Origin of the sequence: Nonomuraea gerenzanensis (genome assembly GCF_020215645.1) — a bacterium.
Taxonomy (GTDB): Bacteria; Actinomycetota; Actinomycetes; order Streptosporangiales; family Streptosporangiaceae; genus Nonomuraea; species Nonomuraea gerenzanensis.
This window is the reverse complement of the sequence record NZ_CP084058.1, coordinates 9,344,100-9,369,239: the sequence shown is the minus strand read 5'-3', so window position 1 is coordinate 9,369,239 and position 25,140 is coordinate 9,344,100. Positions and strand designations below refer to the sequence as shown.

The window sequence follows — 25,140 nt, the reverse complement described above, 5'->3', positions numbered from 1 at the left end:
CTGGAAGGGTACCCTCAACATAAGGGCATGCTGCCGACACAGGAGGACAGACCCGCATCGTGACCGCATCTGACAGATCCGTCCAGCTCGTGCGCATCGCCGCGGAAGCCGCGGCCGACAAGCTGGCCGATGACATCCTCGCCTACGACGTGAGCGAACAGCTCGTCATCACCGACGCCTTCCTGCTCTGCTCCGCCACCAACGACCGCCAGGTACGCGCCATCGTCGACGAGATCGAGGAGCGGCTGCGCACCGAGGCCGACGCCAAGCCCGTGCGCCGTGAAGGCGAGCGCGAGGGCCGCTGGGTGCTGCTCGACTACATCGACATCGTCGTCCACGTCCAGCACGAGGAAGACCGCACGTTCTACGCGCTCGAACGCCTCTGGAAGGACTGCCCGGCCATCTCGCTGCCGGAGAGCGTCATGCAGGCCAACCTCCAGCGGGCGCGCGCGTGAGCCAGGGCAACCCGCGAGTGCGTGAGGCCGCCGTATGAGCAGGCGGATCGTGTGTCTGCGCCACGGGCAGACTCTGTGGAACGTCGAGCAGCGCTTCCAGGGCCACTCCGACATCCCCCTCGACGAGACCGGCGTCGCGCAGGCCGCGAGGGCGGCTTCGCTGCTGGCCTCGCTGCGGCCCACCATGATCGTCTCGTCCGACCTCATGCGGGCCAACGACACCGCCCTGGCCCTCGGACGGCTCGTCGGGCTCGACGTGGCGATCGACAAGGACTTCCGCGAGCGCGGTGGCGGCCAGTGGGAGGGCCTCACCCGCGAGGAGATCGCCGCGCGCTGGCCCGAGGAGTATGCCGCCTGGGAGGCCCCCGACGGCGAGCCTGTCACCGACGTGGCCGCCAGGGTGGCGACCGCGATGCGCCGGTGGGCGGCCCGCGTCGACGACGACGGGCTGCTGGTCGTGGTCTCCCACGGCGCGGCGCTGCGGCTGGGCATCTGCGAGCTGCTCGGGCTGCCCGAGCAGTTGTGGCCCGCGCTGGGCGGGCTGGGCAACTGCTCCTGGTCCGTGCTGCAGGAAGGGCGCAAGGGGTGGCGGCTCCTGGAGCACAACGCCGGCACCTTGCCCGAGCCGGTGCACAGCGACGACAAGCCCGAGGCCGAAGCGTAGCTCGTACGGCTCGGGGGCCGTACGGCTGACATGCAGGACGCGATCTCGGACGAATCACCCGACGACAGATACCGCGGCGGCCTGGGACGGCGGGCCGCTGACGTCGGGGCAGGTTCGTCGATGGGGATGCGGTCGACTGAGGGTGGCGTTCACGGGGGTCGCGTAGGGGCGCAGGTCGATGGCGGAGGCGGCGCGCTCGGTCATCCGCTTGATGAGGCTTTTGCCCGGCAGGTACGGCAGCAGGCGCATCACCTGGTTGCGCCGCCAGATCTGGGACTTCTTCCCGGGAACCAGGTATCTGTCGGCTCCCTGGGCCTGCCGCTGACAGGTCACGACATAGGGCCTCATGCGGCTTTCGTAGCGGCTGAAGGCGGTCGCGTGGTCGTCGGCCTCGGCCAGCTCGGCCGCCAGCACGTACGCGCCGATCAGCGCCAGCCCCGTGCCCATGCCGCCGGGGCCGGGGGCGTACCCCGCGTCGCCCAGGAGGACCACCCTGCCGGAGGAGTACGCCGGCAGGACGATCTGGGCGGCGGGGGCGAAGTAGAAGTCGTCCGCGGCCCGCAACTGACCCAGCAGGCGCGGGATCTCCCACCTCAGCCCCTCGAACGCCGCCTCGACCAGGGCCTGCTGCTGGTTTCTGTCACGGTGGTCGTAGGCGAGCGGGGGCGCGGCGAAGTCCAGCGCGGCTCTCGTCCGGCCGCCGGTGCTCGCGAGCGTGGCGCAGCGGCCGGGCGCGCTGTACATGACGCCCTGGTGGTCGAGGTCGTAGACGCCGGGGACGGAGAACGTCGCCCCGTACATGCCCAGGTGGCGGAGCTGGCGAGGGGTGTCGCCGAAGGTCAGCTCGTGGACCTTCGAGCGGATCCCGTCCGCCCCCACGACCAGGTCGAACATGCGCGGGGCGGCGCGCTCGAAGGTGACGTGGACACCTTCCCCGGTCTCGGTCAGGCCGGTGACGGAGTCGTCGAAGAGGTACTCGGCGGGGGCGGCGTCGTGCAGGATGCGGCTCAGGGTGCCGCGGAGGATCTCCACCTCGCCGCTGAACACCTCCGAGGGCAGCCTCGACAGGCGTCTGCCCCGCTCGTCGACGATGGTGATGTCGCCCATGTGGGTCTGGGCCCGCCGTACCGCGTCGAGGATGCCCATGCGGGCCAGCACCTCCAGTTGGGGTGCTCCCCGGAAGTCGACGGCCTGGCCGCCCGGGCGGAGGGTGGGGGCGCGTTCGACGACGGTGGGGTGGTTGCCGTGGCGGGTCAGCCAGTGGGCCAGGGCGGGGCCGGCTAGGCCGGCGCCCGAGATGAGGACGGTGCGGTCGCGCATCGGGTGAGCCCTTCCTTGGTTTACGCCGTACGCGCACCGTAGGTACGTGCTCTTCGCTGGGCAAGAGCTGCGTGGTTCGCACTAGTGCGCATGGCCGGCTTGTCTGGTAGAAACCGGCGTGGTGCACTAGTGCGCTGGTCGGGTGAGAGGGGCTGTGGTGGGTCGTGGGCGGGCGCCGTACCTTGTGATCGTGGAGGAGCTGCGGCGCCGGATCGCCGTCGGCGAGCTGGGGGCGGGGGAGCGGCTGCCCTCGACCCGGCAGATCATCCGGGAGTGGGGGGTCGCGATGGCCACCGCCACCAAGGTGCTGAGCCGGTTGCAGGAGGAGGGGCTGGCGCGGGTGGTGCCGGGTGTGGGGACCGTGGTGGCGGGGCGTGAGGTGGTCGCGCGGACGCCCGTACAGGATCTGACCACGCGGCGCATCGTGCGGGCGGCCATCGCGGTCGCCGACGGGGAGGGGCTCGCGGCCGTGTCGATGCGGCGGGTGGCGACCGAGCTGGGCGCCTCGGCCATGTCCCTGTACCGGCACGTGGCCGGCAAGGACGAGCTGGTGCACCTGATGGCCGACGCGGTGTACGGGGACGATCCGCCGCCCGAGCAGGTGCCGCGCGGCTGGCGGGAGCGGCTGGAGCTGGCGGCGCGGCAGCAGTGGCGCATCTACCGGCGTCATCCGTGGCTGGCGCGGGCCATCTCGCTGATGCGGCCGGAGTTCGTGCCCAACGGCATGGCGCACACGGATCGGCTGCTGCGGGCGCTGGACGGGCTCGGGCTCGACGCGAACACCATGATGCACGCCGTGCTCTCCCTGCTCGGCTACGTGCGTGGGGCGGCGGTCAGCCTGGAGGCGGAGGAGCAGGCCCGGACGGAGACGGGGATCACCGACGACGACTGGATGCGGGCCCGGGAGGCCGAGCTGGAGCGGCTGTTCGCGTCCGGCGCCTATCCGACGCTGGCCAGGGTGGTGGCGCAGCCGGGGCTGGACCTGGACCTCGACTCGGTCTTCGAGTTCGGCCTGCGGCGGCAGCTCGACGGGCTCGCCGTTCTGGTGGCCAGGGCCCGGGACGGGCGGCGCGATTAGGCGAATGCGGCCGGATGGCTATATGCTCTCGGAGCGCCGCAACGGGTGGACTCGGAGCGGTGACCAGGGGCTATAGCGCAGTTGGTAGCGCGCCTCCATGGCATGGAGGAGGTCTGGGGTTCGAATCCCCATAGCTCCACCCTTTTCGTACGGCTATCGCCACCGGCCCAGCAGGATTGCCTGGTGTGGGGGAGTGGTGATGTTCAGCTCGGTGATCGAGCCGGTTCTGATGTTGGCGGCGTAGTAGTCGTCGCCTGTCATGGCCAGTAGGTGGTCGGGGTCCAGCCAGTAGCTGGTTGCCGGGATCGGGAAACTGCGGATCGGCTTGCCTGTGGTGGCGTCGAGGAGTGTGCAGTTTTTCACTGCGATGTTCCTGCCGTCCGGCGATAGCGATGGGCGGTCGTTGCGGTTCAGGGCCTCGAAGATGCGTGGTTTCCTGCCTGGTGCGACCCAGCGTAGGTCGCTGTCGCCTGTGCAGTGGCGGGAGCCGAGTACGCCTGCGGGGGTCAGGCCATAGAGGCGGCAGAGGTTGTCGATCGTTTTTGTCTCTCCGGTGTCGAAGTCGGTGATCGTGGTTTTCGCGATGTTCTCCGGGGAGGTGGCGAAGAGGGTGCCGTCGGCTGAGATGGCCAGGTGGGGCTCGTCGTTGCGGACTCTGCCTGCGGGGTGGGTGGTTAGTCGGCGGGTTTCTCCTGTGCGTAGGTCGAGGGCCATGTAGTGGTCGGAGGTGGCGTCTACGTAGGCGATGCGGTGACCGTCGCGGCTTACGGCTGCTATCCAGTTGACGTTTTGGATTGTGGTGGTTTGGCCGGAGGTTAGGTGGGCTGTGCCTGATTCGGTGATCCAGTGGATGGGGGAGGGGGTGGGGGTGAAGGGAGGTGGAGGGGTGGTGGGGGGTGTGGGGGAGGAGCAGGAGGTTAGTAGGAGGGCTGCTACGGCTAGCGAGAGGCTTTTGCGTGTCGGCGCGTGTGACGGTGCGTGGTTGTGTGGGGGTGCTTGCCTGTGTGAGGGTGCCTGGCCGTGCGGGGGCGCTGGATCGTGTGAGGGTGCCTGGCCGCGTGGAGGTGGCTGATCCTGTGACGGGGCCCGGTTGGGTGATGGTGACGGTCGCATCGGCTGGCGTCGGGCCTTCATATCGCTCCGATCGTGATGTCGCGCCCGGCTACCTCCGGCGCGTACGGCACGGGCCGGGTCGCGCCGGTGTGCACGTTCATGACGTAGATGGTGGCCGACCTGTAGCCGGGGGCGTACAGCACCACCTCGGTGGGCCCCGCCCACCGGTAGACGCGCCTCAGCTCCGCGGTCGGTGGTAAGTGCGGGTGGATCTTGCGGAGGACCTTGCCGTCCTGGCCGAGGATCAGGACACGCTGGCCGGACGGTACGGCGATCTCCTTGCCGTCGGGAGATACGGTCGCGTTCCCTTGGTCGTCCAGTTCCGGGGCCTGGATCTTGGCGATCAGGGAGGCGTCCAGCGCGACGATCTTGATTCCGTCGAAGGAGTGGCTCAGCACCAGACGGTCGCCCGCCCACCCCACGAGAAGCTCGTCACCGGGGACGCGCCTGACGGCGCCTGACCGTGTGTCGGTGACGATCACTTCTTCGGGCTGTTCCATGGCCAGCAACCGGCTGTCCGGTGAGAAGGACAGGCGGACCTCGTAGAAGGGGGTCGGGACGGGTTGGAGTGCGCCCGTCGTGATGTCGTGGATCACTACCTGCATGCGGGTGAGGCTGTAGTAGGCGAGCTTGCGACCGTCCGGGCTCACCTGCACATCGGCTGCCGGAAGTGCGTCCGGTAGCCGCCAGCGCTGTCCCGACGCGCCGACGACCAGCCAGCCTTCTGACGGTTCGGTCGCGCGGAACGGCTTGATGCGTTCGGGGAACCGCTCGTCCTGGACGCGCATGCCGTACCGGACGGGCTCCGCCACCGCAGCAGGCAGCACTGGTAGCAGCGGCGGCTGCGGCGCCGAGGGCGGGATGATGGCGGCCGAGCCGGCTGTGGCGAGCAGGCAGAGGGTGGCGATCAGTTTCGGGAAGCGTGCTGGCGTCGGTCCCGGTATCACGGCCGCCTCGTGAAGCCGGGCGGTGAGAGCCGGTCTTTCCTGCTCCGGTACGGCGAGCGCTCGGACTTCTGCTTGGCTGGCGGTCGTGGAGGCGTGCTTGCTGTTTGTGGGGGCAGCCGCGTGGCTGGTGGCTGCGGTGGTGCGCTTGCCGTCGGCGAGTCTGGGCGCCGATCGGCCGGTGAGGAGGGAAGCGGCTCGTGCCTGACGTTCAGCCCAGCCAGTCATTGCCCGCTCCAGCCCACGCGATGTATGAAGTCCATTCGTCCGGTAACGCCGGGTCGTAGCGTGTGTTGCCCGTTCTGGCGTCAACGAGTTGGTACGGGGTTCCCTCGATGATGACTTCGTGATCGTTGAGCCAGGCGATCAGGCCGGAGGTCTCTTTCCTGATCAAGGTGAGCTTCTTGCCTGACCTGGCGTCGCTGATCCGGAGGCCGTCGGAGTCGTACGAGGCTACGAGGCGGAGGTCGGGTGAGACGATGCCGCTGGTCAGGGTGCCGACGAACGCTCCCGTGCCGTCACGCTGGACTGTCACGAGCCGGGCGTCCTCTCCACGGCGGTCGCAGCCGGGGACGCCCCATACGACGGTGGCGGAAAGGCCGTACACCTTGCAGATGTCGGTGATCGTGCGACGCTCGCCGGTTTGGAGGTCCGCGATCAGTGTTCGATCGCGGTAGGAGATTGCCACGTTTCGGCCGTCGTGGGAGGTGTGCAGGCTGGTCAGCCGGGTGGCGTCGGCGAGGTCGTGGACTGTTTCGTCGCGTAGGTCGCGTGCTCGGACGCGGCCCTGTTGCCTGTAGACGATCGTGTGGCCGTCGCCGCTGATGACGAGGGGGTCTTCTGCGTGGATGTCGTCGAGGGGCAGTGTCTGTCCGGATCGTAGGTGGAGTGTCCAACTCTCTTCGGGGACCGGGAAGCCGTACAGGATGGGGTCGGTCGTGAGGGTCTTCGGCCACATGGCGTAGACGGTGCCGCAGGCGATGAGGAGCAGGAAGGCGCCGGCTGAGCGGGCGGCTCGGGTGCGCCGGGCGCGGTTCGCTGATCGGGTCCAGGTGCCAGACACACGGGTGATCGTAGGGCGGTGGAGGTCCTGAGGGAAGACGGAGATCGTCGGAGTGTCAGTGGTCGTTGCCGGGTCGGGTGTGGGGCTTCGATCTAGGCATGTGCAGCGAGTGGAGGGGCCGGGATCAGTGTGGGGTCGGGCTGGACGGGCTCACTGAGGTTGTGCTGGGCGGTTGGCTGTCGGCTCGGTGGGTTGGGGTCTGGCTGGCGGGGCCTGGGTGGGGAGGTCAGTGCGGGCGGGTGGGAGGTTGGGGGGTGTTGTCGAGGGGGTGTTGCCAGAGTTGTTCGCCGTCTTCGAATGTGTCAGTAGGGAGGAGGCCGGCGTTGCGGGCGACGGTGGCGGAGGCGGTGTGGGAGGGGTGGATGTGGGCCTGGATGGTGGTGACGCCGGTGGTGCGGAGGTGGTTGATCAGGGTTTGGGCGGCTTCGGAGGCGTAGCCGTGACCTTGCCAGGGCTCGCCGATGACCCAGGCGACCTCCGCTTGGTGGCCGTTGTTCATGATTGTTGCTTGGACGAAGCCGATGGCTTGGTTGTCGGGTTTCTTGCGGAGGATCCAGTTGTGCCATTCCTGGGTGCCGTCGGGGGAGTGGCCGATGGTCTGGCGGGTGTAGCGGGCGCGTAGCTCGTCCAGGGTCGGGGCGGAGCCGCCGGTGTAGGTGTAGAGGGTCGGGGCGTTGAGGACGTGGACCATGTCGTCGGCGTCGGTTACCGCGAGGGGGACGAGGAGGAGTCGGGTGCTTGTCAGTTCGGGGGTGGCGGCCATTGCTTTCGCCCATCTGCAGCGTGGTCGAGCGTTGTGCTGCTCGATCGGGGTTGGTCTGGCGAATTGATGCTATGGGCCGTTGGGGTGGAGGGGTTGGGGGTGAGGCGGGAGAGCGCGGGGCTTGGTCAGCCGGGCTGGTGTCCCGTTCTTGGGGAGGGTGTTGGGGGTGAGGTGGGACAGCGCGAGGCTTGGTCGGCCGGGCGGGTGTCCCGCTCTGGGGAGGGTGGTGGGGTTAGGAGAAGACTACTGACTTGAGGAGGAGGCGGTTGCTGGCGCGGCCGCCGGGGCGCAGGGAGTAGTAGTCGCCGGTGCAGTCGAGGCCGGTGAACATGGTGACGGTGGAGTCGGTGTGGTTGATGGGGGTGTGGGCGCTGTCTTCGGTGGCGTAGACCTCGGGGAGGTTGATGCAGGTTCCGCTGCTGGGGTCGGTCAGGTCGGCGATGCCCGTGCCGTTGGGGGTCGGGTAGGTGTAGGCGAAGGTTCCGGTGGCTGCGTGGGCTGGGGTGGACGGGGTGGTGGCGAGGGCGAGTGCGAGGGCGAGGGAGGAGATGGTGGTGGTTGCGGTTCGGCGAGCGGTCATGGTGGTGCACGTCCCTTCGGGGCGGGGTTGGGGTGAACTTTTCAATCAGCATCAGATTCTATGACTACTGAGAGTAACTGAATAGATGCAGAGAGTCGTCAGCGACCTTTTTCGTAGATGACCAGGCCCTGTGACAGGTGGAGGGGGACCAGGATCAGCTCTACCAGGAGGGCCTTCCAGGCGTAGTAGAGGTTGACTGCCTTGTTCAGGTAGACGAAGGGGAGGTTCAGGAGGACCTGGGTGATGGGGAGATGGCGGCGTCTGGCTGCGTAGAGGAGGGCGGGGACGGTCAGGATGAGCTCTCCGCCCGTCCACCAGGCCAGTGTGTGGGTGATCGGCTCGTGGAAGGCCGTGGTGAGGAGCAGCGGGGTTGCCCACCAGAGTGGGGCGATCAGGATCTCCAGCAGGGCCACGATGATCCAGGTGGCGAGCATGGGCTTGCGGGTGAGCAGGCGGGGGAGGTGGAGGCGGACGTTCTGCATGAAGCCGGCCATCCAGCGCCACACCTGCTTGCGGAGGTAGGTGAGCGATTCCGGGTCGGCTGCCCAGGCCACGGCGTCGGAGACGTAGACCGCTCGGCGGCCCGCCAGTTGCTGGCTCCAGGTGAAGTCCATGTCCTCGACGATGGTGCGTTCGGGGAAGCCGCCGGACTCGGTGAGGGCCGTGCGTCTGAACATCGAGCAGCAGCCGGAGCAGACCATGGGGCTGTTCGCCAGTTGCTGGATCGGGCGGTGCCAGTGGAAGCCGAAGAGGTATTCGGTGGATCTGCCGCGTTCCCATGGGGTGCGGGTGAAGCGCGTCTGTACGTTGCCGGCGGCTATCTGGACGGCCGGGTCGTGGAAGGCCGGTTTGAGGTGCTCGATGTAGTCGGGGGAGAGGACTGTGTCGGCGTCCACCGCGAGGATCAGGTCGGTGTCGCAGTGGGGGAGGGCGTGGTTCTGGGCTTTGGCCTTGCTGCCCAGGTTGTGGGGCGGGCGGAGGACTGTGACGCCGTAGGAGGCGGCGATGGCGCCGGTGTGGTCGGTCGAGGCGTCGTCGATGACGATGATCTTGTCTGGGGGGATGGTCTGGGACTTGATCGAGCGGAGGGTGGCGGGGAGGCCGAGCTCCTCGTTGTGGGCGGGGATGATGACCGTGACGGTGAGGGGCGAGGGAGAGCGAGAGGAGGAGAGGGAGGAGGAGGGGGAGGGGGATGCGCGGGCGGGGTTTCGGGCGGCGTCATGGATGGGAGTTGGGGTAACGGCGGCGGTGGTGAGGGCCGGAGCCATGTCGGTGGTGAGGGCTGGGGTCGTGGCGGTGGTGACGGCTGGCGTGATGGCCGTGGTGACGGCGGGCGTGATGGCGGCGGTGAGGGCCGGGGTGATGGCCGTGGTGACGGCTGGCGTGATGGCGGTGGTGGGAGGTGGGGTGATGGCGGTGGTGAGGGCTGAGGTGAGGGCGGTGGTGGCTGTTGAGGCGGGGGTGGGGATCGGGGTGGGGGTGGGCAGCGGGGTCACCTGCGTCGCCTCCTCAGCTTGAGTGCGATCAGGGTGACCAGGCCGACCGTGGCGTAGACGATCAGGCTGAAACCGAGTGTGGGCGGGCCTCCAGGCATCCTCTGGCTCCTTGGTTGGGTGGCTGTTCGAGGTGGCTCTGAGGATGCTCTGCGGGGGTGGGGTGGTGGGGCGCCGAATGCGGTTCTGTGGAGGAGGCGTGGGCTGTCTGGGTTGTCCTGTGGACGGGTGGGGTGGGGTGGGGTGGGTCGGGGTGACGGGCTGCGTGGGAAACCGGTGGTGCGGGAGAGGTGAGGGCAGAAGAGGTGGGGGCCGAGGGAGTGGGTGTCCCTCGGCCCCCTTGGATGGGTGGTCAGCGCAGGGCGTAGGCCCGGTGGATGGTTTGGGTGGTGGAGTTGCCGGCGCCGTTCCCAGCGGTGACGCGGAGTGTGACGTAGCCGCTGGTCTGGGCCAGCGGCGGGTGATCGACCTCGGCTCGGAAGCGGCCGTCGCCGCGCTTGGTGACCCGGCGGGACGGGTGCCAGGTGACCCCGTCGTCCACCGAGTACTCGACCTGCACCCGCTTCACGTCAGCCCCCCGTCGCACGCCCGAGTGCGGCGCCGCCAGGAGGTCGAAGGTGAACGGGCGGCCGGCCGGGGCCCGGTTCAGGAGGTCGAGCGGTAGGTCGTAGGTGATCTGGACGGCCGGCTGGAACGCGCACGTCGTGCCGAACGTGCAGGTGTATCCGCGCGGTGCCCGCGACGGAGGTGAGGAGGTGAAGGAGGTGCTGGTGGTGACCTTGCCCGCCAGGGGGCGGCCCGGGGTGTCGACCGCCTCCAGCCGGTACGCCCCCGCCCCCTCCGGCACCACGAACGACCGGGGATACCGGCCCTGCGCGGCCACCTCCCGCTCCCCCACGAACAGCCGGGGCGCCGAGGTGCCCACACCCAGGTCGCTGTAGTGGCGCGGATCCGAGTCGCGCCACCTTTCGGCCGGTACGAACCGATCGCCGTCCCGGCACATCGTGCACGGCAGCGTCACCGGATACCCCGGCGGCACGTCGGCGGCCCCCGGCACCAGCGGCGCCTTGAACCACTGCTCCGACATCCGCTTGTCGCGGCGCGTGAAGCGGTCGGCGGAGCGCAGGTCCAGGCCGTTGTTCGAGATCGTCCGGGACCACAGCACGTCGTCGGAGGCGGGGCCGTAGTACTCGGTGCGGGCCACCGGCATCGTCACCGGCCCGCCGTACGTCAGGCGGCCCGGCTCCTCCCCGGTGGTGGACTCGCCGAACTCCCAGCCGCCGAGGTCCGGCGTGTCCGCGTGGTAGGCGGCGTCCACCCGGACGAGATCCTTCATGTCCACGTTGGCGGGGCGGGACGGGACCCGTCCGCGCGAGTCGAAGCGCAGGTGGTAGACCACCTCGGGCCCCGCGTACGGCTCCAGGCGGACGGAGAGCGGCCCCCGGGAGAGCGCGGCGCGCACGGCGCGGCCCTCGGCGGCGGTCAGGCCCAGGCGGTGCAGCGAGCCGCCGGGGGGCACTCGCGCCTGGCCGCCGTCCACGTCGAGATAGGCGACGACGCCGGCCGCCCCGGCCTGGGCCGCGCGCAGGGCCGCGTCGTCCATGGCGTCGGCCGCCGTCACGTACGGCCGGTCGGTGCCCTCGACCGGCACCCCGACCAGGACGAGCTTGCCGCGCACGTCCAGTCCCTGGAAGTCCTCAGGGCGGCCGCGGCCCGCAGGGACGAGGGGGAGCGTCGCGGGCGCGGTGAGCCTGCGCATGGACTCCATGTCGTACGCAGGACGCAGCCGCAGCTCGCCGGCCGTGACAGCGGACAGGACGGGGGGCTCCAGGTTCCACTGCTGGGACAGGCGGACCGTGCCCGCCGTCACGGACGAGACCGGCGTGACGTACACCTCGTGCCCGCCGCCCACCGCGCCCCCGTAGATCGAGACCGGCTGGGTGCGATCGGTGAACGTGCGCACGTAGTAGGCGTTGCCGCTGCCGTCCGCCGGCACCGGGAGGGCGGGCCGGAGCTTGACCGTGGCGCGGGCGTCGAGGGTGGCCGTCTCGTCGCCGTCCAGGGTGACGGTCTCGATGACCCAGTTGCTGCGGTTCGTCAGCCGGTTCTCCGGGAGGATGCCGATCAGCTCGTAGTCGCCGGCGGGCAGGAGGAACTCGCCGGTGCCCGCCCAGTCGGTCCGCAGGTAGTAGTAGCCGTAGGGGTTGAACGGGTCCTCGGGGCTGTTGCCGCGCTTGAGCGGGATCGCGTACACGAGGGGCTCGGCCTGGTAGCCGGGGAAGAACTCCTTGGTCCCGTACGAGTTGACGAGCTGCACCTTGAGGCTGTGCGTGGCAGGCCCGGTGTAGTAGCTGAACGGCGTCACCACGCGCGCCTCGCCCGCGGCGGCCGTCACCCAGCCGCCGTACGCGCCCACCGAGCCCACCCTCGGGTCCACCGTGAGGTCCACGGTCGCGGTGCCGTTCGCCGGGACGGTGACGCTGCGCGCGCCGAGCGCGATCGCGCCGTCGGGGGCCGGGCGGCCGCTCCAGCCACGGGTGGTGAGGGAGACGTCGAGGGTCACCGGGGCGGAGCCGGTGTTACGGTAGGTGACCTGGCGGGTCGCCGGTTCCCCTGCCAGCAGGCGGAAGTCCAGGCAGGACGTGGCGAAGAGCGTCTGGGTGACGGCGCGGGCCACGTCCACCCGGCCGCTGCCCTGCTCGAACCAGGTGTGCTCGTCGTTGCGCGCGGCCGTCGAGGTGAGCGCGTCGCGCAGCTCGCCCGCCCGCCACCGCGGATGTTGCTGCGCCAGGATCGCGGCGGCCCCCGCGACGTGCGGGGTGGCCATCGAGGTGCCGCTGAACGTCGTGTACCGGTCGTCGCCGGGGATGCCGGGCAGCGTGGAGTCGGCCGAGCGGGCGGCCACGATGTCCACGCCGGGGGCGACCAGGTTCGGCTTGACGGCGGCGTCGTCCAGGCGCGGCCCCCGGCTGGAGAACCCGGCCAGCTCGGTGCCCGTGAGCTTGTCCACGGCGCCCACAGCCAGCGCCTCGTCCGCCGCCGCCGGGACGCTCACGGTGAGCGGGTCGTACTCGTTGCCCGCCGCGGTCACGAACAGGGTGCCGTGTTTCCTGGTCAGCTCGTTCAGTGCCTGGCTCATCGGGTCGGTGCCGTTGCCGCAGCAGCTGCCGAGGCTCATGTTCACCACGTCGGCGCCCTGCTCGGCGGCCCACTCCATGCCCGCGATGGCCCACGACCAGTCGCCGTTGCCGCTGTCGTCCAGAACCTTGCCGACCAGCAGCGACGCCGCCGGGGCCACGCCCTTGTAGGTGGCGCCCGCGCCCGCGATCGTGGAGGCGACGTGCGTGCCGTGCCCCTTCTTGTCGGCGATGCCGGCTGCGGTGGTGAAGTTCCGGGTGTCCAGGATGCGGCCGGTGAAGTCGGGGTGGTTCACGTCGATGCCGGTGTCGAGGACGGCGACCTTGACGCCCTTGCCGTCGTAGCCGCGCTCCCAGCCCGTCGGCGCGCCGATGAGCGGCACGCTCCGGTCGAGGGACACGCGCGTCTTGCGGTCCAGCCAGATCTTGCCGAAGCTGCTCGCCGACCGGCCGTCAGGGCTCTTCCCGGTACGCAGCTCCGCCCAGAACGTCCCGGCCTGCCCGGCCCGTACGGTCATCGCGGCGCCGTTGACGCTGGCGAGTGGGCGCACATTCTCGGCGGCGGGCAGGGCGGTGGCGGACCTGGCCGTGCCCGTGCCGATGACCAGGAGGGGGATCGCGGTGGTGCGCCCGTCACGGGCCAGCGTCTCGACGTCGAACAGCTCCTCGTCGAGCGTGCCCGCCGCGACCAGGGCGGCGGCGTCGGACGGCATGACCAGGTAGCCGCCGTCCTTGCTGGGCAGCGTGGCGAACGTGATGTCGGCCCCGTCCGGCCTGGGGGCCGGCTTGACGGCGATGGAGGGGATGCCGCCGTCCTCGCCGGGGCGGTAGTCGATGACGTCACCGGTGATGAGGGTGAGGGTGGTGGCCGGCGGGGGCTTCGCCGGGCCGGTGTTCGCTGCCTGGATCGGCGGTGACGTGGTGGTGGGTGCCGCCAGGGTGGGTGGTGAGGTGGCTGCTTGGGTCGGTGGCGAGGTCACGGCGGTGGCCGCGAGCACGAGCGTGACGCCGGATAAGGCCGTGGCCAGCCGCGAAGGTAATGGGGACACCAGAGACCCTTTCGGTCAGGAGAGCCGCTCGTTTCGGGAGCGCTCCCAATTGTTCCGAGAGGGCTTATATCCGGGACGTGATCAAGCTAATCGCCGGAGCCGGGTTGACCTCCGGCGCCCGGGGAAGCGGGTACGGGGGGTGGGATCGGCGATCGGAGGGGTGATGACCGCAGTGATTCCCGACAGTGCGTTCGGCGCGCGGGTGCGCGGGCGGCTGGCGCGGGAGCGGGTGATCTGGCTGACCACGGTCGGCGCCGACGGCACTCCGCAGCCCAATCCCGTGTGGTTCCTGTGGGAGGGCGGGGACAGCTTGCTGATCTACAACCGGGCGAACGCTCGACGGCTTGCTCATCTGCGTCGGGGGCCTCAGGTGTCGTTGCACTTCGACACCGATGGGGCGGGGGGTGACGTGGTGGTCTTCAAGGGGGAGGCCCGGATTCTGGAAGGGCATCTGCTGGCTGGGGGAGTGCCTGGATATATCGGGAAATATCGGGATCAGATCGCGGGGTGGGGGGTGGAGAAGTTCGAGCAGGACTACCCCATCGCGATGCGTGTGCGGCTCATCTCTCTGCGCGGCTTCTGACGGCCCGCCTGCCGTGCGGCTTCTGACGGCCCGCCTGCCGTGCGGCTGCCGACGGCCAGCTGCTGCTGTCGGCCCGCCTCCCTGGGAGGCTGCTGCTGGCTCGCCGCTCTGTGAGGTTGCCGGCGGCTCACCGCTTGGTAGGGCTCCCGGCCCCGGCCGCCGCCTCCGTCAGGGCCTGCCACCACCGTTCCCGGTGCGTCGCGCGCAGCAGCCGGTTGTGCAAACCGTGCAGGACCCGGGCGTTGTGCGTGTTCACGTGCAGTTCCTCCGCCTCCACCAGGTGGCGCAGCGGTCGCCCCCGGCAGGCGGCGCAGCCGCACGTGCCCTCCCCGAGCCGTTCCACGGGCACGAACTCCAGCCCCTCCACCACGAACGCGCTGCGTGCCCCGCCCCGCCGCCAGCCGCCCCGCGCCTCGTGCGGCTCAGGGTAGAGGTGCCGCAGCACCTCGCGGACGCCGATCGCCGCCCAGCGCGCCCCGTGCGCCAGCGCCCCGAGCGCCGCGACCCCCGCCGAGAGCAGCGGCAGCGGGATCGGCCGGTACGGTGGCCCGTCCTCGACCACCAGCGCCACCGGGGACCCGTAGTCGGCGACCGTGTGCAGCAGCGTGCCGCGATCGCCGGTCACCCAGCGCGCGTGCACGGGCAGCACGGCGACGGCATCGTCCCACTGGAGGGCCTGTTCGAGGATGGCGTGCAGGGATTCGTGGTCCCCTTCACCGATATATCCGGAATCGGTGAGTGGGGTTGTGGCGCCCGCCTCCACCTGGTCCGCGATCCAGTCGGCCGAGAGCCGCGCAGTGCCGCGTACCCGGGCTGAGCCGGCGTACCGGCGCCGGTCGGCGAGCAGCGGCCCGTCGTAGCCGGCCCGCCGCACCATGCGCACCGCGTCGTGGCCGGCCTGTCCGGTGAAGACCAGGCCGGAGCCGGGGTGGCCGGCCAGCGTCGCCGCGTCGTAGACGTCCCTGACGCTGACCTGGACCAGCAGGCGCTCGTGGAGGTCCATGGCGCGCGCTTCCTGGGACCGAGGGGTGTCTTAACCTGAAATATCCCCATAAATCGGTGGGATTCCCGCCTGCCGGTAGCGCTGGGCCAGCTCGTCCACCGTCGCCGCCACCCGTTCGCGCAACGCGGCGGGCGCCAGCACCTCCACGTCCGTGCCCAGCCTGAGGAACTCTCCCACCGCGTGCTCGATCGACTCGATCGGCACCGTGACCCGCGTCCAGCCCTCCTCGTCAGGCGGCAGCGCGCTCTGCCTGGCCGCCGCCACCACCCCGGGCGTCATGAGATCGGGCAGGCGCTCCACGCCGCGCGGCGACAGCCGCACCACGGCCTCCCCCCACCGCAGCCTGGCCTCGAACTCCGCCAGATGCCCCGCCCAGTAGGCCGCCAGCTCGAACCCCTCCGGCCGGTCGAAGCTCTCCGCCAGCGGCTGCAGGTCGAGGATCTGCGAGACGCGGTACGTCCGCACGTCCCGCTCGGCCCCGGCCACCAGGTACCACCGCCCCGCCTTGACGACCAGCCCGTACGGCTCCAGCCGCCGCTCCACCTCCTGCGGCTCCTTCCACCGCCGGTAGCGGATCTGGATGCGCCGCTGGTTCCACACGGCGTCGGCCACGGCCGGCAGGTAGGTCGTGGGCTCGGCGTCGCGGTACCAGGTGGGGGCGTCGAGCAGGAACCGTTCCTGGATGCGGCCCGCGCGGTCGCGCAGCTCGACCGGGAGCGCCGCCATCAGCTTGAGCTGCGCCGCCGCCACCACCGTGCCCAGCCCCAGCTCGGCCGCCGGGCCGGGCAGGCCCGCCAGGAACAGCGACTCCGCCTCGTCCGCCGTCAGCCCGGTGAGCCGGGTGCGGTAGCCGTCGAGGAGCTGGTAGCCGCCCCTGGGGCCGGCGTCGCCGTAGAGCGGGATGCCGGCGGCGTGCAGGGACTCGACGTCGCGGTAGATCGTGCGGACCGAGACCTCCAGCCGCTCGGCGAGCTCCTGCGCGGTCATCCGGCCGCGCGTCTGCAGCAGCAGGAGGATGGAGACCAGGCGGGAGGCGCGCATATCACTGACACTACCTGTCAGTGACCCTGCCGTACGTTCTCCGCATGAACGACTTCGACTTCTTCGCCGGCCACTGGAACGTGGTCAACCGCCGCCTCGTCAAGCCCCTGTCCGGCAGCGACGAGTGGGACGAGTTCCCCGGCCGGACCGTCGCCACCCGGCACTTCCAGGGCGCGGCCAGCTTCGACGAGATCGAGTTCCCCACCAAGGGGTTCCACGGGCTGACGCTGCGCGTGTACGACCCGGCGAGCCGGCAGTGGTCGATCTACTGGGCCAGCAGCACCAGGGGAGTGCTGGACACCCGGCCCATGGTGGGCGGCTTCGACGGGGACAGGGGTGTGTTCTACGGCGAGGAGAGCCACGAGGGGCGGCCGGTGCGCTGCCGGTTCGTCTGGACGGCCGGCGCCGACACCGCGCGCTGGGAGCAGGCTTTCTCGGACGACGACGGGCGCACCTGGGAGACGAACTGGACGATGGACTTCAGCCGGGCGTGACCCCTGCGGCGACCGGCTTCATGAACTCCAGCCGGGTGTGACCGCCGCGACAGGCAGTGCCCGGGTGGTCGCCGGGGCCGTGCCGCCGTCCGCGCTGGAGCGTACCCACAGGATCGCCGCCACGGCGACGGCCGCGATGAGCAGCACCAGGCCACCGGCCACGATCACCCACCACCAGCCCGACCGCTGCGGCTTGGCCTCGTAGAGCTGCACGTCGGGCAGCATGTCGGGCGTGTACGGCAGCCGCCGCGTGCTCGGCGCGTCCGGAGGCCCCTGGTCGCCGGGCATGGCGGGGTCGGGGTAACGGTGCCGGATGGTCTGGTCGGGGTCGGGATCCTGCGGGCCGGGCTGCTCTCGCGTCATGGTCCCCTCGGGCAACGCTGCGGGGTAGTGATTACGCCAACATTGTCACACTTACCGGGGCTGCCCCGTCCAGCTCTCATGACAGCTGTACTCGTGACAGGCGGCAGCGGGCGCCTCGGCCGTGCCGTCCTGAAGAGCCTGATCGAGGCGGGGCACGACGTGCGCGCCACCAGCCGCAGGGCACGGCCCGCGAGCGGGGGCGTGCGCTGGGCGGTCGCGGACCTGACCACCGGGCAGGGCGTGGCGGAGGCCGTGGCGGACGTGGCGGTGGTCGTGCACCTGGCCTCGGCGCCCTACCGGGGCCGCTACACGCGCCGGGTGGAGCTCGACGGCACGTCGGCGCTGCTCGCCGCCGCCAGGAAGGCCGGGGTGCGGCATCTCCTCTACGTCTCGATCGTGGGCGTGGACCGGGTGCCGTGGGGATATTTCCGGACGAAGGTGCAAGGTGAGCGTCTCGTCCGGGACGGCGGGGTGCCGTGGACGATCGTCCGGGCCACGCAGTTCCACGAGTTCGTGGAGCAGGCGTTCCGCGGCATGGCGAGACTCGGCCTGATGGTCGTCGATCCGCGCGTCCTGGTGCAGCCGGTGGACGTGCGGGACCTGGCCGGGCACCTGGTGACGGTGGTCGGGCGGGGGCCCGGCGGCGAGGTGGAGGAGTACGGCGGGCCTGAGTCGCTGACGATGGCGCAGGCCGCGCTGAGCTGGCTGCGGGCCCGAGGGCTGCGCAGGCCGGTGCTGCGGCTGCGGCTGCCCGGTCGGTTCGGGCGCGCCGCCCGCGCCGGGCAGCTCACCACGAAGGCGCGGCCCGCCGGTGAGATCACCTGGGAGGCGTACCTGCGCCGGGCTCAGCCCTGACCCTGACCGAAGGGCGGCTGCTGCGGCCCAGGCTGCCACCCCGGCTGCCCCGGCTGCCCCGGCTGACCGGGCTGCCATCCGGGCTGCGCAGGCTGTCCCGGCTGCGGGCCCGGCTGCCAGCCCGGCTGGCCCGGCTGGGATCCGCCCTGCCAGTCGGGCTGGCTGGGCTGCCACTCCGGCTGCGGCTGCCACGCCCCCTGCGGGGCCGGCTGCGCCGGGTTCCTGCGCGCGACCACCGCCCAGACCAGCAACCCGGTCCCCACCGCCGTCAGCAGCATGGACACCGCGTTGAACAGCAGGAAGACCGGCTCGTACCCGCCGATGCCCAACGACTCGATCAAGGTGTCGGCCAGGAACACCCAGACGGAGCCGATGATCACCGCCACCAGGAGGACGACGCACCCCGCGATCCCCACCACGGCGGCCCGGCCGTGATCCTTCCTGCGTGAGGCCATCAGCGCGGCACCACCGACGAGCAGGATGAACATCACGATCAGATTGAGGATGTTGAGGATGTAGGCCAACATCAAGCGGCTCCAGAGTGATCGGCGGGCGATCCGACGACGCTACGCGGACTCACGGATTTCTTCCACCGCGCGCGTGATCGAATCGAGATCGTGGCCCCCCTCGTACCGCACCCCGTTCAGGAACAGGCTCGGCGTGCCGCGCACGCCGCTGTCACGGCCGGACGCCTCGTCCACGCCGATCCTGGAGACGTGGCGGGCCACGTCGGACCAGGGGTCGACGTCCAGCTCGGCGGCGTAGTGCTCCAGGTCGGCATCGGTGAGGAAGCGCTGGTTGTCGTAGAGGATGTCGTGCATCTCCCAGAACCTGCCCCGGTCGGCGGCGGCCTCGGAGACGATCGCGGCCGAGGCGGCGCGTGGGTGCAGGGTGCGCAGCGGGAAGTGGCGGAAGACCAGCCGCACGTCGGGGTTCTTCCTGAGGATCTCCTCCAGGATCGGGTGCAGCCGCCCGCAGTAGGGGCACTCGAAGTCGCCGTACTCGACGATCGTGACGCGGGCGTCGGCGGGTCCGCGCACGTGGTCGTCAGGCCCGACGGGGACGGCCAGCGTGGTGGGCAGGTCCTCGGCGGGCTCGGCCTCGGGCGGCGCGCACACCCCGCCCCGGTCCCACGCCAGGCGGAAGATCAGCCAGCCCAGCGCGGCCGAGAGCAGCGAGCCCGCCAGGATGCCGATCTTGGCCTGGTCGTGCAGGGCGGGATCGGGGAAGGCCAGGTCCACGATGAACAGCGCCACGGTGAAGCCGATCCCCGACACGGCGGCCCCGCCCAGCAACTGCCCCCACACCAGGTTCCCCGGCAGGACACCCCAGCCGAGGCGCAGCGGCAGCCACGTGCCCAGCGAGATCCCGACGAACTTGCCCAGCACCAGCCCCAGCGCCACGCCGATGGCGACCGGCGAGGTGGCGGCTGCGCGCAGCGTCTCGCCGTCGAGCCGGACCCCGGCGTTGGCCAGGGCGAAGACCGGCACGATGACGTAGCTGCTCCACGGGTGCAGCCGGAGCTGTAGGCGCTCGTTCACCGAGACGGCCCGCTGGACGCGCAGCGCGGCCTGCCGGGCGGCGCGGGCGCTGGGCTCGCTGGTGAACTCCTGCACGGCCTCCCCGGCCAGGAGCAGCTTGTGGTCGGTGGGCGCGTACACGAAGACGAGGATCCCCAGCGCGATGCCGACCAGCGTCGGGTGGATGCCGCTCTCCAGCGTGGCCACCCACAGCGCGAACCCCAGCACGATGTACGCCGGCGCCCGCCAGATCTTCAGCCACCGCAGCGTCATGATGGCCGCCAGCAGCAGCGCGGCGGTGACGAGGGCGACCACGGACAGCTCGGCGGTGTAGAAGAGCGCGATGATGATGATCGCGAGCACGTCGTCCACGATCGCCAGCGTCAGCAGGAACGCGCGCAGCGGGTCAGGGCAGCGCGCGCCCACCACGGCGAGCAGGCCCAGCACGAAGGCGGTGTCGGTGGCGATCGGCACGCCCCAGCCGCCGGCGCCGGGCCCGCCGTAGTTGAGCAGCAGGTAGACGCCGGCCGGCACGAGCATGCCGCCGAACGCGGCCACGGCGGGCACGGCGATCAGGCGGCGGTCTCTGAGCTGCCCGAGCCGCACCTCGTAGGAGACCTCCAGGCCGATGAGGAAGAAGAAGACGGTCATCAGCCCGTCGTTGACCCAGTGGCGCAGGTCGAGCGAGAACTGCGCGTCGCCGAAGGAGATGCCCATCGAGGTGTGCCAGAACGCCTCGTAGGTCTCGCCCCACGGCGAGTTCGCCCAGAGCAGGGCCAGCGCGGTGGCGGCGAGCAGCACGCTGGTGCCGCCCGCCTCGGTCCGCAGGAACGCGCGCAACATCGTAGATCTCCCCCCGGAGATCTGATCCTAGATGCGCCGCCCTGATGCGCGTCGGCCGCACCCGGTCAGGAGAGGAACAGCCGCGCGGCCGCGTCCCTGGCCAGCAGGAAGCCGACGATCGCCAGCCCCCAGCTGAGCATCGAGGAGGAGTGCTTGACCAGCCAGGCGCGCAGCCGCTCCAGGCGCGGCTCCAGCCGCCTGCCGGTCGCCGCGCGCAGGGCCATGAGCAGCAGCGCGGGCAGGATCATGATCAGCACGTACGCCGCCAGCAGCGGCGCCCACTGGCCCACCGGCAGCGCCGAGGTCGTCATCATGCCGACCGCGGCCAGGTACGGCACCATGGTGGCCACCTCCAGCACCCCGGCGGTCAGCCCCACCAGCACCATCGTGCGCGGCCCGCCCACCCGGGGCTCGAAGGTGCGCTCCGGCAGGCCCCGCTTGGCGCGCCACTTGGGGTCGAAGCGCCAGCTCAGCGCGAACAGCCCCACGCCGAGGACGAGCTGCACGACGAAGGCGGCGCGGCTGTTGAGCACGTCGCCGAAGGCGTCCATCGCCGTGGACAGCCCGAGCATGAGCGCCACGCCGACCAGGAAGTAGAAGACCGTCACGGTGGCGAGGTAGACGAACAGCCTGGCGGTCCGGGACCGGTCCAGGCTGAGCATCAGGTAGACGGGGATGCCGAGGGTGCCGAAGCTCGTGCTGTCGAGCACCGCCAGCCCCGCGAGGGTGAGCAGCAGCGCGATGGTCATGAGCCCATCCTGGTGGGCCGGGCGGGCGGCCACCTCCTGCGGCGGATCGAACCGGATGTACATCCTTCTGCTCACCCGGCCGCCCGTGAGGCCCGGGGACTCCGGGCCTCACGGGCGTCAGGACGCGCTACAGGTTACGCAGATACGCCAGGGACGGCGCGAAGAAGTACTCGCCGCCCTTCATGGTGACCGTCTGGGCCACCTGGGCCTGCGGGACGGACATCTCCGGCTGGCCCCACACCTTGGGGAACGTCACCTTGATGTCGCGATCGCCCTGCCCGATGACCGGGTCGTGCCCGGTCGCCGCCACCTCGAAGTCCGCGTTGTTCGCCCAGCTCTGCTGGGTGAACTCGAACTGGTCCAGCAGGCTGCTGTTGAACGCCATGAACAGCAGCCCGACCTCCCCGCTCGGCCGGTTCTCCGGCGGCGAGTCGTCCCACGGCTCGTCGGTGCGCTCGCCGTAGGTCTGGCCGCGCCTGGCCATGAGCACGTTGCGGCCGAACGAGCGCGGGTTGGTCTTCCTGACGTGCCCGGCGAACGGGCACTTGGAGCCGTCGTCGCCGTCGAAGGTGAAGTCGTTGTCCACCGGCCCGCCGCCCGCCTTGGCCTTGATCGTCAGCGGCGTGCCGTCCTTGAACCGGCCCACGAGCATGGCGCCCGCCCGCTCGCGGTCCACCCCGCTCAGGCCCAGGCTGTCGGCCAGGTCCCGCTCGATCTCCTTGAAGGCCCGCACGTTCTGCTCCAGCTTCCTGAACACCAGGTAGCTGCCGTGGTGGCGGACGGGGTTCGGCGCGAACGGGTCGGGCACCAGCACGTTGGCCAGCGGGAACGCCGGGTCCCAGCGCTCCCTCGGCTCCCTGTCGACCTCGTCCTTCAGGAACAGCGGCTGGCTGCGGCCGTCCACGTAGCCGAAGTGCTCGATGCCGTCGCCGGCCGGGTTGCGCATGCCCTGCCCCCGCTCCTCGCCGAGCAGCCGGGCGCTCTCCGGCAGCTCGCCGAGGATCTCCTCGCGCAGGCGCTCCACCGGCTCCGGGTCGGCGTCGCCGATGAGGATGACGGCGTGGATCTCGCGCTGGTAGACGCGCTCCCACTCCTCCACCGCGGGGTCGTTCACCTCGGCGATCCGCCGCTTCATGCCGTCGCGGAAGACCGGGTCGCCGAACTTGCGCACGTCCTCCACCGAGTGGCCGAGGTCGCGGTAGCCGGCCTTGCTGATGCCGAGGCCCACGTACGGGGTCCCGCGGCGGCGGCCGGCGGCGAAGTCCCGTAGCTCCTGCAAGTGCTTGCGCGCGGACTTCATCTTCGTGGTCGCGACCCAGCGCAGGAACGCCCTGCCCTCGGCCACGTCGTTGAACCGGACGAACAGCAGGGACAGATGCTCGCGTACGTGCGCCCGCAGGATGTTCGGCTGCAGGTTGTCGAGCATCGCCTTGGTGTCCGCGTCGAGCGTGGCCGAGTCCCAGGCCAGGGGTAGTGCGTTGTTCAGGTCGACAGGCATTGCCGTGTCCCTTCCCCGTTTCCGATGAAATCGGGCCCCCTGGACGCGCCCTCGCAGAATCGCTTCCCAGCGATCCCCCGTCTTTCAACGCGCCCCATCGGTAGGACTCGCGAGCGCCCGGGAAAGTTTCCGGGAAAGGGACAGGCGGTATTTCCCGATCAGTCGATGGTGAGCGCGGTCCGCGCCAGGTTGCCGTTCGCGCAGCGCACGGTCACGGCGTAGGTGCCGGCCTTGGCCGCCTTCATGGTCGGTGACCAGGCGACGGTGGGGGCGGCGGGCCGGCTGCGGGCCGGGCTGAAGGCGGCGGAGGTGACGTCGCGCACCTGGGAGCCGCTGCAGACGGCCGTCACCTTCACCTGCGCGCCCGTGGCGGCGGTGGCGGGGGAGACGCCGACGCCCGCGTTGATCGCCGCCAGCGCGTTCCCGCCGGTGGGCGGCTGCGTCGCCGTGGACGTGGGCCTGGGGGTGCCCGTCGCGGTGGTGGTGGGCCTGGGGGTGCTCGTCGTCGGGGTGGGCTTCGGGGTCGCCGTCGGGGTGCCGGTCGGGGTCGGCGCCGGGGACGGGTTGCTCTGCCCGAAGACCACGTCCGAGCAGGAGTAGAACGCCTCGGGGCTGTCGCTGCGCTGCCAGATCGCGTAGATCAGGTGGCGGCCCTGGCGGGACGGCAGCTTGGCGGTCATCGTGTAGTAGCCGTCGGCCACCGTCGGGTTCGTCACGGTGTGGAAGGGCGTGGACTCCAGGTCCGCCCACTTCAGCGGCTTGGCCGGGTCGTAGCTCTCCTTGGTGAGGTACAGCTCGAAGGCGCCCTTGTGCGGGGCGGTCGCCCGGTACTTGAAGGTGTGCGTGGCGCCGCTCGTCATGGTCGTCGCCGGCCAGTCGGCGCGGGCCTGGTCGAAGCCGCGGTACTTGTCGCGGCCCGCGCTGCACAGCTTCCCGTCGGGGATGATCTCGCGGTGCCGCCCGGCGGCGTCGGCGAGGTTGACCTCGTTCCAGTCGTACAGGGGCTGGGTGCCGCCGGTCGTCACGGCCTGCTTGCACGCGGCCGACTTCGGGCTCTCCGGGCCCTCGCTGTAGCAGACCATCGTGCGGCTGGGCGGGTTGCTCATGGTGCCGTGGGCGGAGGCGGTGCCGGGGGCGACGGCGAGCACCAGCAGCGTGGGGGCGGCCAGGGTGGTGGCGATGAACGCCTTGCGGTTGATCTGCATGCGCACCACCTTGGAGCACCGCAAATGCCGAAATATGGCGCTTAAGTCTCCTTTAAGGCTGGCTTAGACAGCTTTTCAAGCCGCAACCACACCTGCACCTGAGCCCCGCCCAGCGACGAACGATCCAGCCGCACCGATCCACCGGTCGACTCCGCCAGCCGCCGCGCGATGTCCAGCCCGAGCCCGGTGGACCCGCTCCCGCTGGCACCCCGCTCCAGCGCCGCCTCCGGGTCGGGGATGCCGGGCCCCGCGTCGGCGACCAGGATGCCGACCACGTCCCGGCCCTCGTGCAGCGTGACGTTGAACGCCGTCCCCTCCGGCGTGTGCCGGAAGACGTTGCCGAGCAGCGCGTCCACCACCGCCGTCAGCTCCCCTGCCGGTACGGGCGCCCGCACCGGCAGCGTGGCCCCGACGAGCTGCCACGGCCGCCCCTGGTCCTCGGCCAGCGCCGACCAGAACGTCAGCCGCTCGCGCAGCACCTCGGCCGCGTCGCACGTGCGGGCCGCGCGCGCCGGCCGCCGGGCCGCCGAGATGATCGTGGTCACCTCGCCCTCCAGCCGGGCCAGCGCCTGCCTGCTGGGCTCCGCCTGCGGGCCGAGCTGGTCGAGGCTCAGCCTGAGCGCGGTCAGCGGCGTGCGCAGCCGGTGGGAGAGGTCGGCTGCCAGCTCCCGCTCGGCCGCGAGGAGGTGGGTGACGCGGTTGGCCATCGTGTTGAAGGCGTTGGCCGCCGCCTTCAGCTCGGGCGGCCCGTCGGGGTGGATGCGCTCGCTCAGGTCGCCGGAGCCGAGCGCCGTGGCGGCCGTGCCGAGGCGGCGCGCCGCCCGTACGACCCGGGCGCCGAGCCGGTCGCCGACCAGCACCGAGCCGAGCACCAGCACCACGGCCACGCCCGTGAGCACCGCCCACGACGTGGGCACGCCCCTGTTGAGGTCGTCGGCGGGCACGAACACCTCGATCACCGCGCCCCTGTCGCCGTCCAGCGCCACGGGGCGCAGCAGCACGTACCCGCCGTCCAGCTCGACCGTGCTCGCCCTGGTCTGCGCGGCGGCGCCCGCCACCTGCGCGGCGGGCGCGCGCGTGGTGCCGACCGTCGCGCCGTCCTTGACGTGCACGGCCAGCAGGCCGCGCCGCCCCGCCTCGGTACGCGCCATCGCGTGCCCGAGGTCGTCGCTCCTGGTCGTCAGCGCCAGCACCGGGACCAGCGCCGCCGCCTGCCGCTCGGCGCCCGCGACGGCCCTGCTCTGCGCGGTCTCCCTGACGATCAGCGCCAGCGGCACCAGGAAGGCCAGCGCGACCATCGAGGTGACGGCGGCCATCAGCACCGCGA

At 71.1% G+C, this 25,140-nt stretch carries 23 protein-coding genes and 1 tRNA gene; 7 read left to right on the top strand and 17 right to left on the bottom strand.

Annotated features, from left to right (window positions below):
- Nucleotides 1–59 precede the first annotated feature (59 nt).
- Together rsfS and LCN96_RS43525 are read left to right on the top strand one after the other, a co-directional pair.
- On the top strand, nucleotides 60–455 hold the full coding sequence (gene rsfS / locus LCN96_RS43530; RefSeq protein WP_080046168.1) for a ribosome silencing factor: 396 nt from the start codon (nucleotides 60–62) through the stop codon (nucleotides 453–455).
- A gap of 34 nt (nucleotides 456–489) precedes the next feature.
- Nucleotides 490–1,119, top strand: a complete 630-nt coding sequence (locus tag LCN96_RS43525) for a histidine phosphatase family protein (protein WP_225268252.1) — start codon at nucleotides 490–492, stop codon at nucleotides 1,117–1,119.
- 54 nt (nucleotides 1,120–1,173) lie between these two features.
- On the opposite strand, the gene LCN96_RS43520 is transcribed toward LCN96_RS43525, so the two are convergent.
- Complete coding sequence (locus LCN96_RS43520) at nucleotides 1,174–2,439, bottom strand: FAD-dependent monooxygenase (protein ID WP_225268251.1); 1,266 nt, start codon at nucleotides 2,437–2,439, stop codon at nucleotides 1,174–1,176.
- Nucleotides 2,440–2,629: 190 nt separating this feature from the next.
- Here LCN96_RS43520 and LCN96_RS43515 point away from each other — a divergent pair, with 190 nt between their 5' ends.
- Nucleotides 2,630–3,517, top strand: coding sequence for a TetR/AcrR family transcriptional regulator C-terminal domain-containing protein (locus LCN96_RS43515; protein WP_263657397.1), 888 nt, complete (start codon nucleotides 2,630–2,632; stop codon nucleotides 3,515–3,517).
- 66 nt (nucleotides 3,518–3,583) lie between these two features.
- Nucleotides 3,584–3,656 (top strand) — tRNA-Ala (locus LCN96_RS43510).
- A 14-nt stretch (nucleotides 3,657–3,670) separates the two neighbouring features.
- On the opposite strand, the gene LCN96_RS43505 is transcribed toward LCN96_RS43510, so the two are convergent.
- The 7 genes from LCN96_RS43505 to LCN96_RS43470 all read right to left on the bottom strand — a co-directional run bounded on the left by LCN96_RS43505 (nucleotide 3,671) and on the right by LCN96_RS43470 (nucleotide 13,659).
- Nucleotides 3,671–4,231 carry a TolB-like translocation protein gene (locus LCN96_RS43505; RefSeq protein ID WP_225268249.1) on the bottom strand — a complete coding sequence of 187 codons (561 nt, stop codon included), beginning with the start codon at nucleotides 4,229–4,231 and terminating at the stop codon, nucleotides 3,671–3,673.
- Between the two features lie 416 nt (nucleotides 4,232–4,647).
- Nucleotides 4,648–5,802: a TolB family protein gene (locus LCN96_RS43500; protein WP_225268248.1), complete on the bottom strand. Its 1,155-nt coding sequence runs from the start codon at nucleotides 5,800–5,802 to the stop codon at nucleotides 4,648–4,650.
- Nucleotides 5,786–6,637 (bottom strand): hypothetical protein, encoded by an 852-nt coding sequence (locus tag LCN96_RS43495; protein WP_225268247.1) that lies wholly within the window; start codon nucleotides 6,635–6,637, stop codon nucleotides 5,786–5,788. The genes LCN96_RS43500 and LCN96_RS43495 overlap by 17 nt, the downstream gene beginning before the upstream one ends.
- A 226-nt stretch (nucleotides 6,638–6,863) precedes the next feature.
- Nucleotides 6,864–7,400 (bottom strand): GNAT family N-acetyltransferase, encoded by a 537-nt coding sequence (locus LCN96_RS43490; protein ID WP_225268246.1) that lies wholly within the window; start codon nucleotides 7,398–7,400, stop codon nucleotides 6,864–6,866.
- Nucleotides 7,401–7,632: 232 nt separating this feature from the next.
- Nucleotides 7,633–7,980 (bottom strand): hypothetical protein, encoded by a 348-nt coding sequence (locus LCN96_RS43485; protein ID WP_225268245.1) that lies wholly within the window; start codon nucleotides 7,978–7,980, stop codon nucleotides 7,633–7,635.
- Nucleotides 7,981–8,078: 98 nt separating this feature from the next.
- The gene (locus LCN96_RS43480; protein WP_263657396.1) at nucleotides 8,079–9,476 is read right to left on the bottom strand and encodes a glycosyltransferase family 2 protein; all 1,398 of its coding nucleotides are present in this window, start codon (nucleotides 9,474–9,476) and stop codon (nucleotides 8,079–8,081) included.
- Between the two features lie 349 nt (nucleotides 9,477–9,825).
- Nucleotides 9,826–13,659, bottom strand: a complete 3,834-nt coding sequence (locus LCN96_RS43470; RefSeq protein ID WP_225268244.1) for a S8 family peptidase — start codon at nucleotides 13,657–13,659, stop codon at nucleotides 9,826–9,828.
- A 163-nt stretch (nucleotides 13,660–13,822) separates the two neighbouring features.
- Here LCN96_RS43470 and LCN96_RS43465 point away from each other — a divergent pair, with 163 nt between their 5' ends.
- Nucleotides 13,823–14,242, top strand: a complete 420-nt coding sequence (locus LCN96_RS43465; protein ID WP_225268243.1) for a TIGR03667 family PPOX class F420-dependent oxidoreductase — start codon at nucleotides 13,823–13,825, stop codon at nucleotides 14,240–14,242.
- A gap of 127 nt (nucleotides 14,243–14,369) precedes the next feature.
- On the opposite strand, the gene LCN96_RS43460 is transcribed toward LCN96_RS43465, so the two are convergent.
- The gene (locus tag LCN96_RS43460; protein ID WP_225268242.1) at nucleotides 14,370–15,245 is read right to left on the bottom strand and encodes a hypothetical protein; all 876 of its coding nucleotides are present in this window, start codon (nucleotides 15,243–15,245) and stop codon (nucleotides 14,370–14,372) included.
- 30 nt (nucleotides 15,246–15,275) lie between these two features.
- Nucleotides 15,276–16,286 carry a helix-turn-helix transcriptional regulator gene (locus tag LCN96_RS43455; protein ID WP_225268241.1) on the bottom strand — a complete coding sequence of 337 codons (1,011 nt, stop codon included), beginning with the start codon at nucleotides 16,284–16,286 and terminating at the stop codon, nucleotides 15,276–15,278.
- A gap of 44 nt (nucleotides 16,287–16,330) precedes the next feature.
- Between LCN96_RS43455 and LCN96_RS43450 the strand changes: the two genes are divergently transcribed.
- Nucleotides 16,331–16,780, top strand: a complete 450-nt coding sequence (locus LCN96_RS43450) for a hypothetical protein (RefSeq protein ID WP_225268240.1) — start codon at nucleotides 16,331–16,333, stop codon at nucleotides 16,778–16,780.
- Between the two features lie 18 nt (nucleotides 16,781–16,798).
- Here the strand turns inward: LCN96_RS43450 and LCN96_RS43445 are convergent, their stop codons facing one another.
- Nucleotides 16,799–17,143 (bottom strand): hypothetical protein, encoded by a 345-nt coding sequence (locus LCN96_RS43445; RefSeq protein ID WP_225268239.1) that lies wholly within the window; start codon nucleotides 17,141–17,143, stop codon nucleotides 16,799–16,801.
- A 78-nt stretch (nucleotides 17,144–17,221) separates the two neighbouring features.
- On the opposite strand from LCN96_RS43445, the gene LCN96_RS43440 reads away from it, so the two are divergent.
- Complete coding sequence (locus LCN96_RS43440; protein ID WP_225268238.1) at nucleotides 17,222–17,998, top strand: SDR family oxidoreductase; 777 nt, start codon at nucleotides 17,222–17,224, stop codon at nucleotides 17,996–17,998.
- Here the strand turns inward: LCN96_RS43440 and LCN96_RS43435 are convergent.
- The 6 genes from LCN96_RS43435 to LCN96_RS43410 all read right to left on the bottom strand — a co-directional run bounded on the left by LCN96_RS43435 (nucleotide 17,989) and on the right by LCN96_RS43410 (nucleotide 25,129).
- Nucleotides 17,989–18,525, bottom strand: coding sequence for a single stranded DNA-binding domain-containing protein (locus LCN96_RS43435; RefSeq protein WP_225268237.1), 537 nt, complete (start codon nucleotides 18,523–18,525; stop codon nucleotides 17,989–17,991). The genes LCN96_RS43440 and LCN96_RS43435 overlap by 10 nt on opposite strands.
- A 39-nt stretch (nucleotides 18,526–18,564) precedes the next feature.
- Nucleotides 18,565–20,361 carry a Na+/H+ antiporter NhaA gene (gene nhaA / locus LCN96_RS43430; protein ID WP_225268236.1) on the bottom strand — a complete coding sequence of 599 codons (1,797 nt, stop codon included), beginning with the start codon at nucleotides 20,359–20,361 and terminating at the stop codon, nucleotides 18,565–18,567.
- A 65-nt stretch (nucleotides 20,362–20,426) separates the two neighbouring features.
- A complete protein-coding gene (locus LCN96_RS43425) occupies nucleotides 20,427–21,173 on the bottom strand; it encodes a GAP family protein (RefSeq protein WP_225268235.1) in 747 nt (248 codons plus the stop codon).
- 64 nt (nucleotides 21,174–21,237) lie between these two features.
- Nucleotides 21,238–22,608: a Dyp-type peroxidase gene (locus LCN96_RS43420; RefSeq protein ID WP_225268234.1), complete on the bottom strand. Its 1,371-nt coding sequence runs from the start codon at nucleotides 22,606–22,608 to the stop codon at nucleotides 21,238–21,240.
- 158 nt (nucleotides 22,609–22,766) lie between these two features.
- Nucleotides 22,767–23,813: a lytic polysaccharide monooxygenase auxiliary activity family 9 protein gene (locus tag LCN96_RS57235; RefSeq protein ID WP_311132078.1), complete on the bottom strand. Its 1,047-nt coding sequence runs from the start codon at nucleotides 23,811–23,813 to the stop codon at nucleotides 22,767–22,769.
- A 41-nt stretch (nucleotides 23,814–23,854) separates the two neighbouring features.
- A complete protein-coding gene (locus LCN96_RS43410) occupies nucleotides 23,855–25,129 on the bottom strand; it encodes a sensor histidine kinase (protein ID WP_225276187.1) in 1,275 nt (424 codons plus the stop codon).
- Nucleotides 25,130–25,140 lie beyond the last annotated feature (11 nt).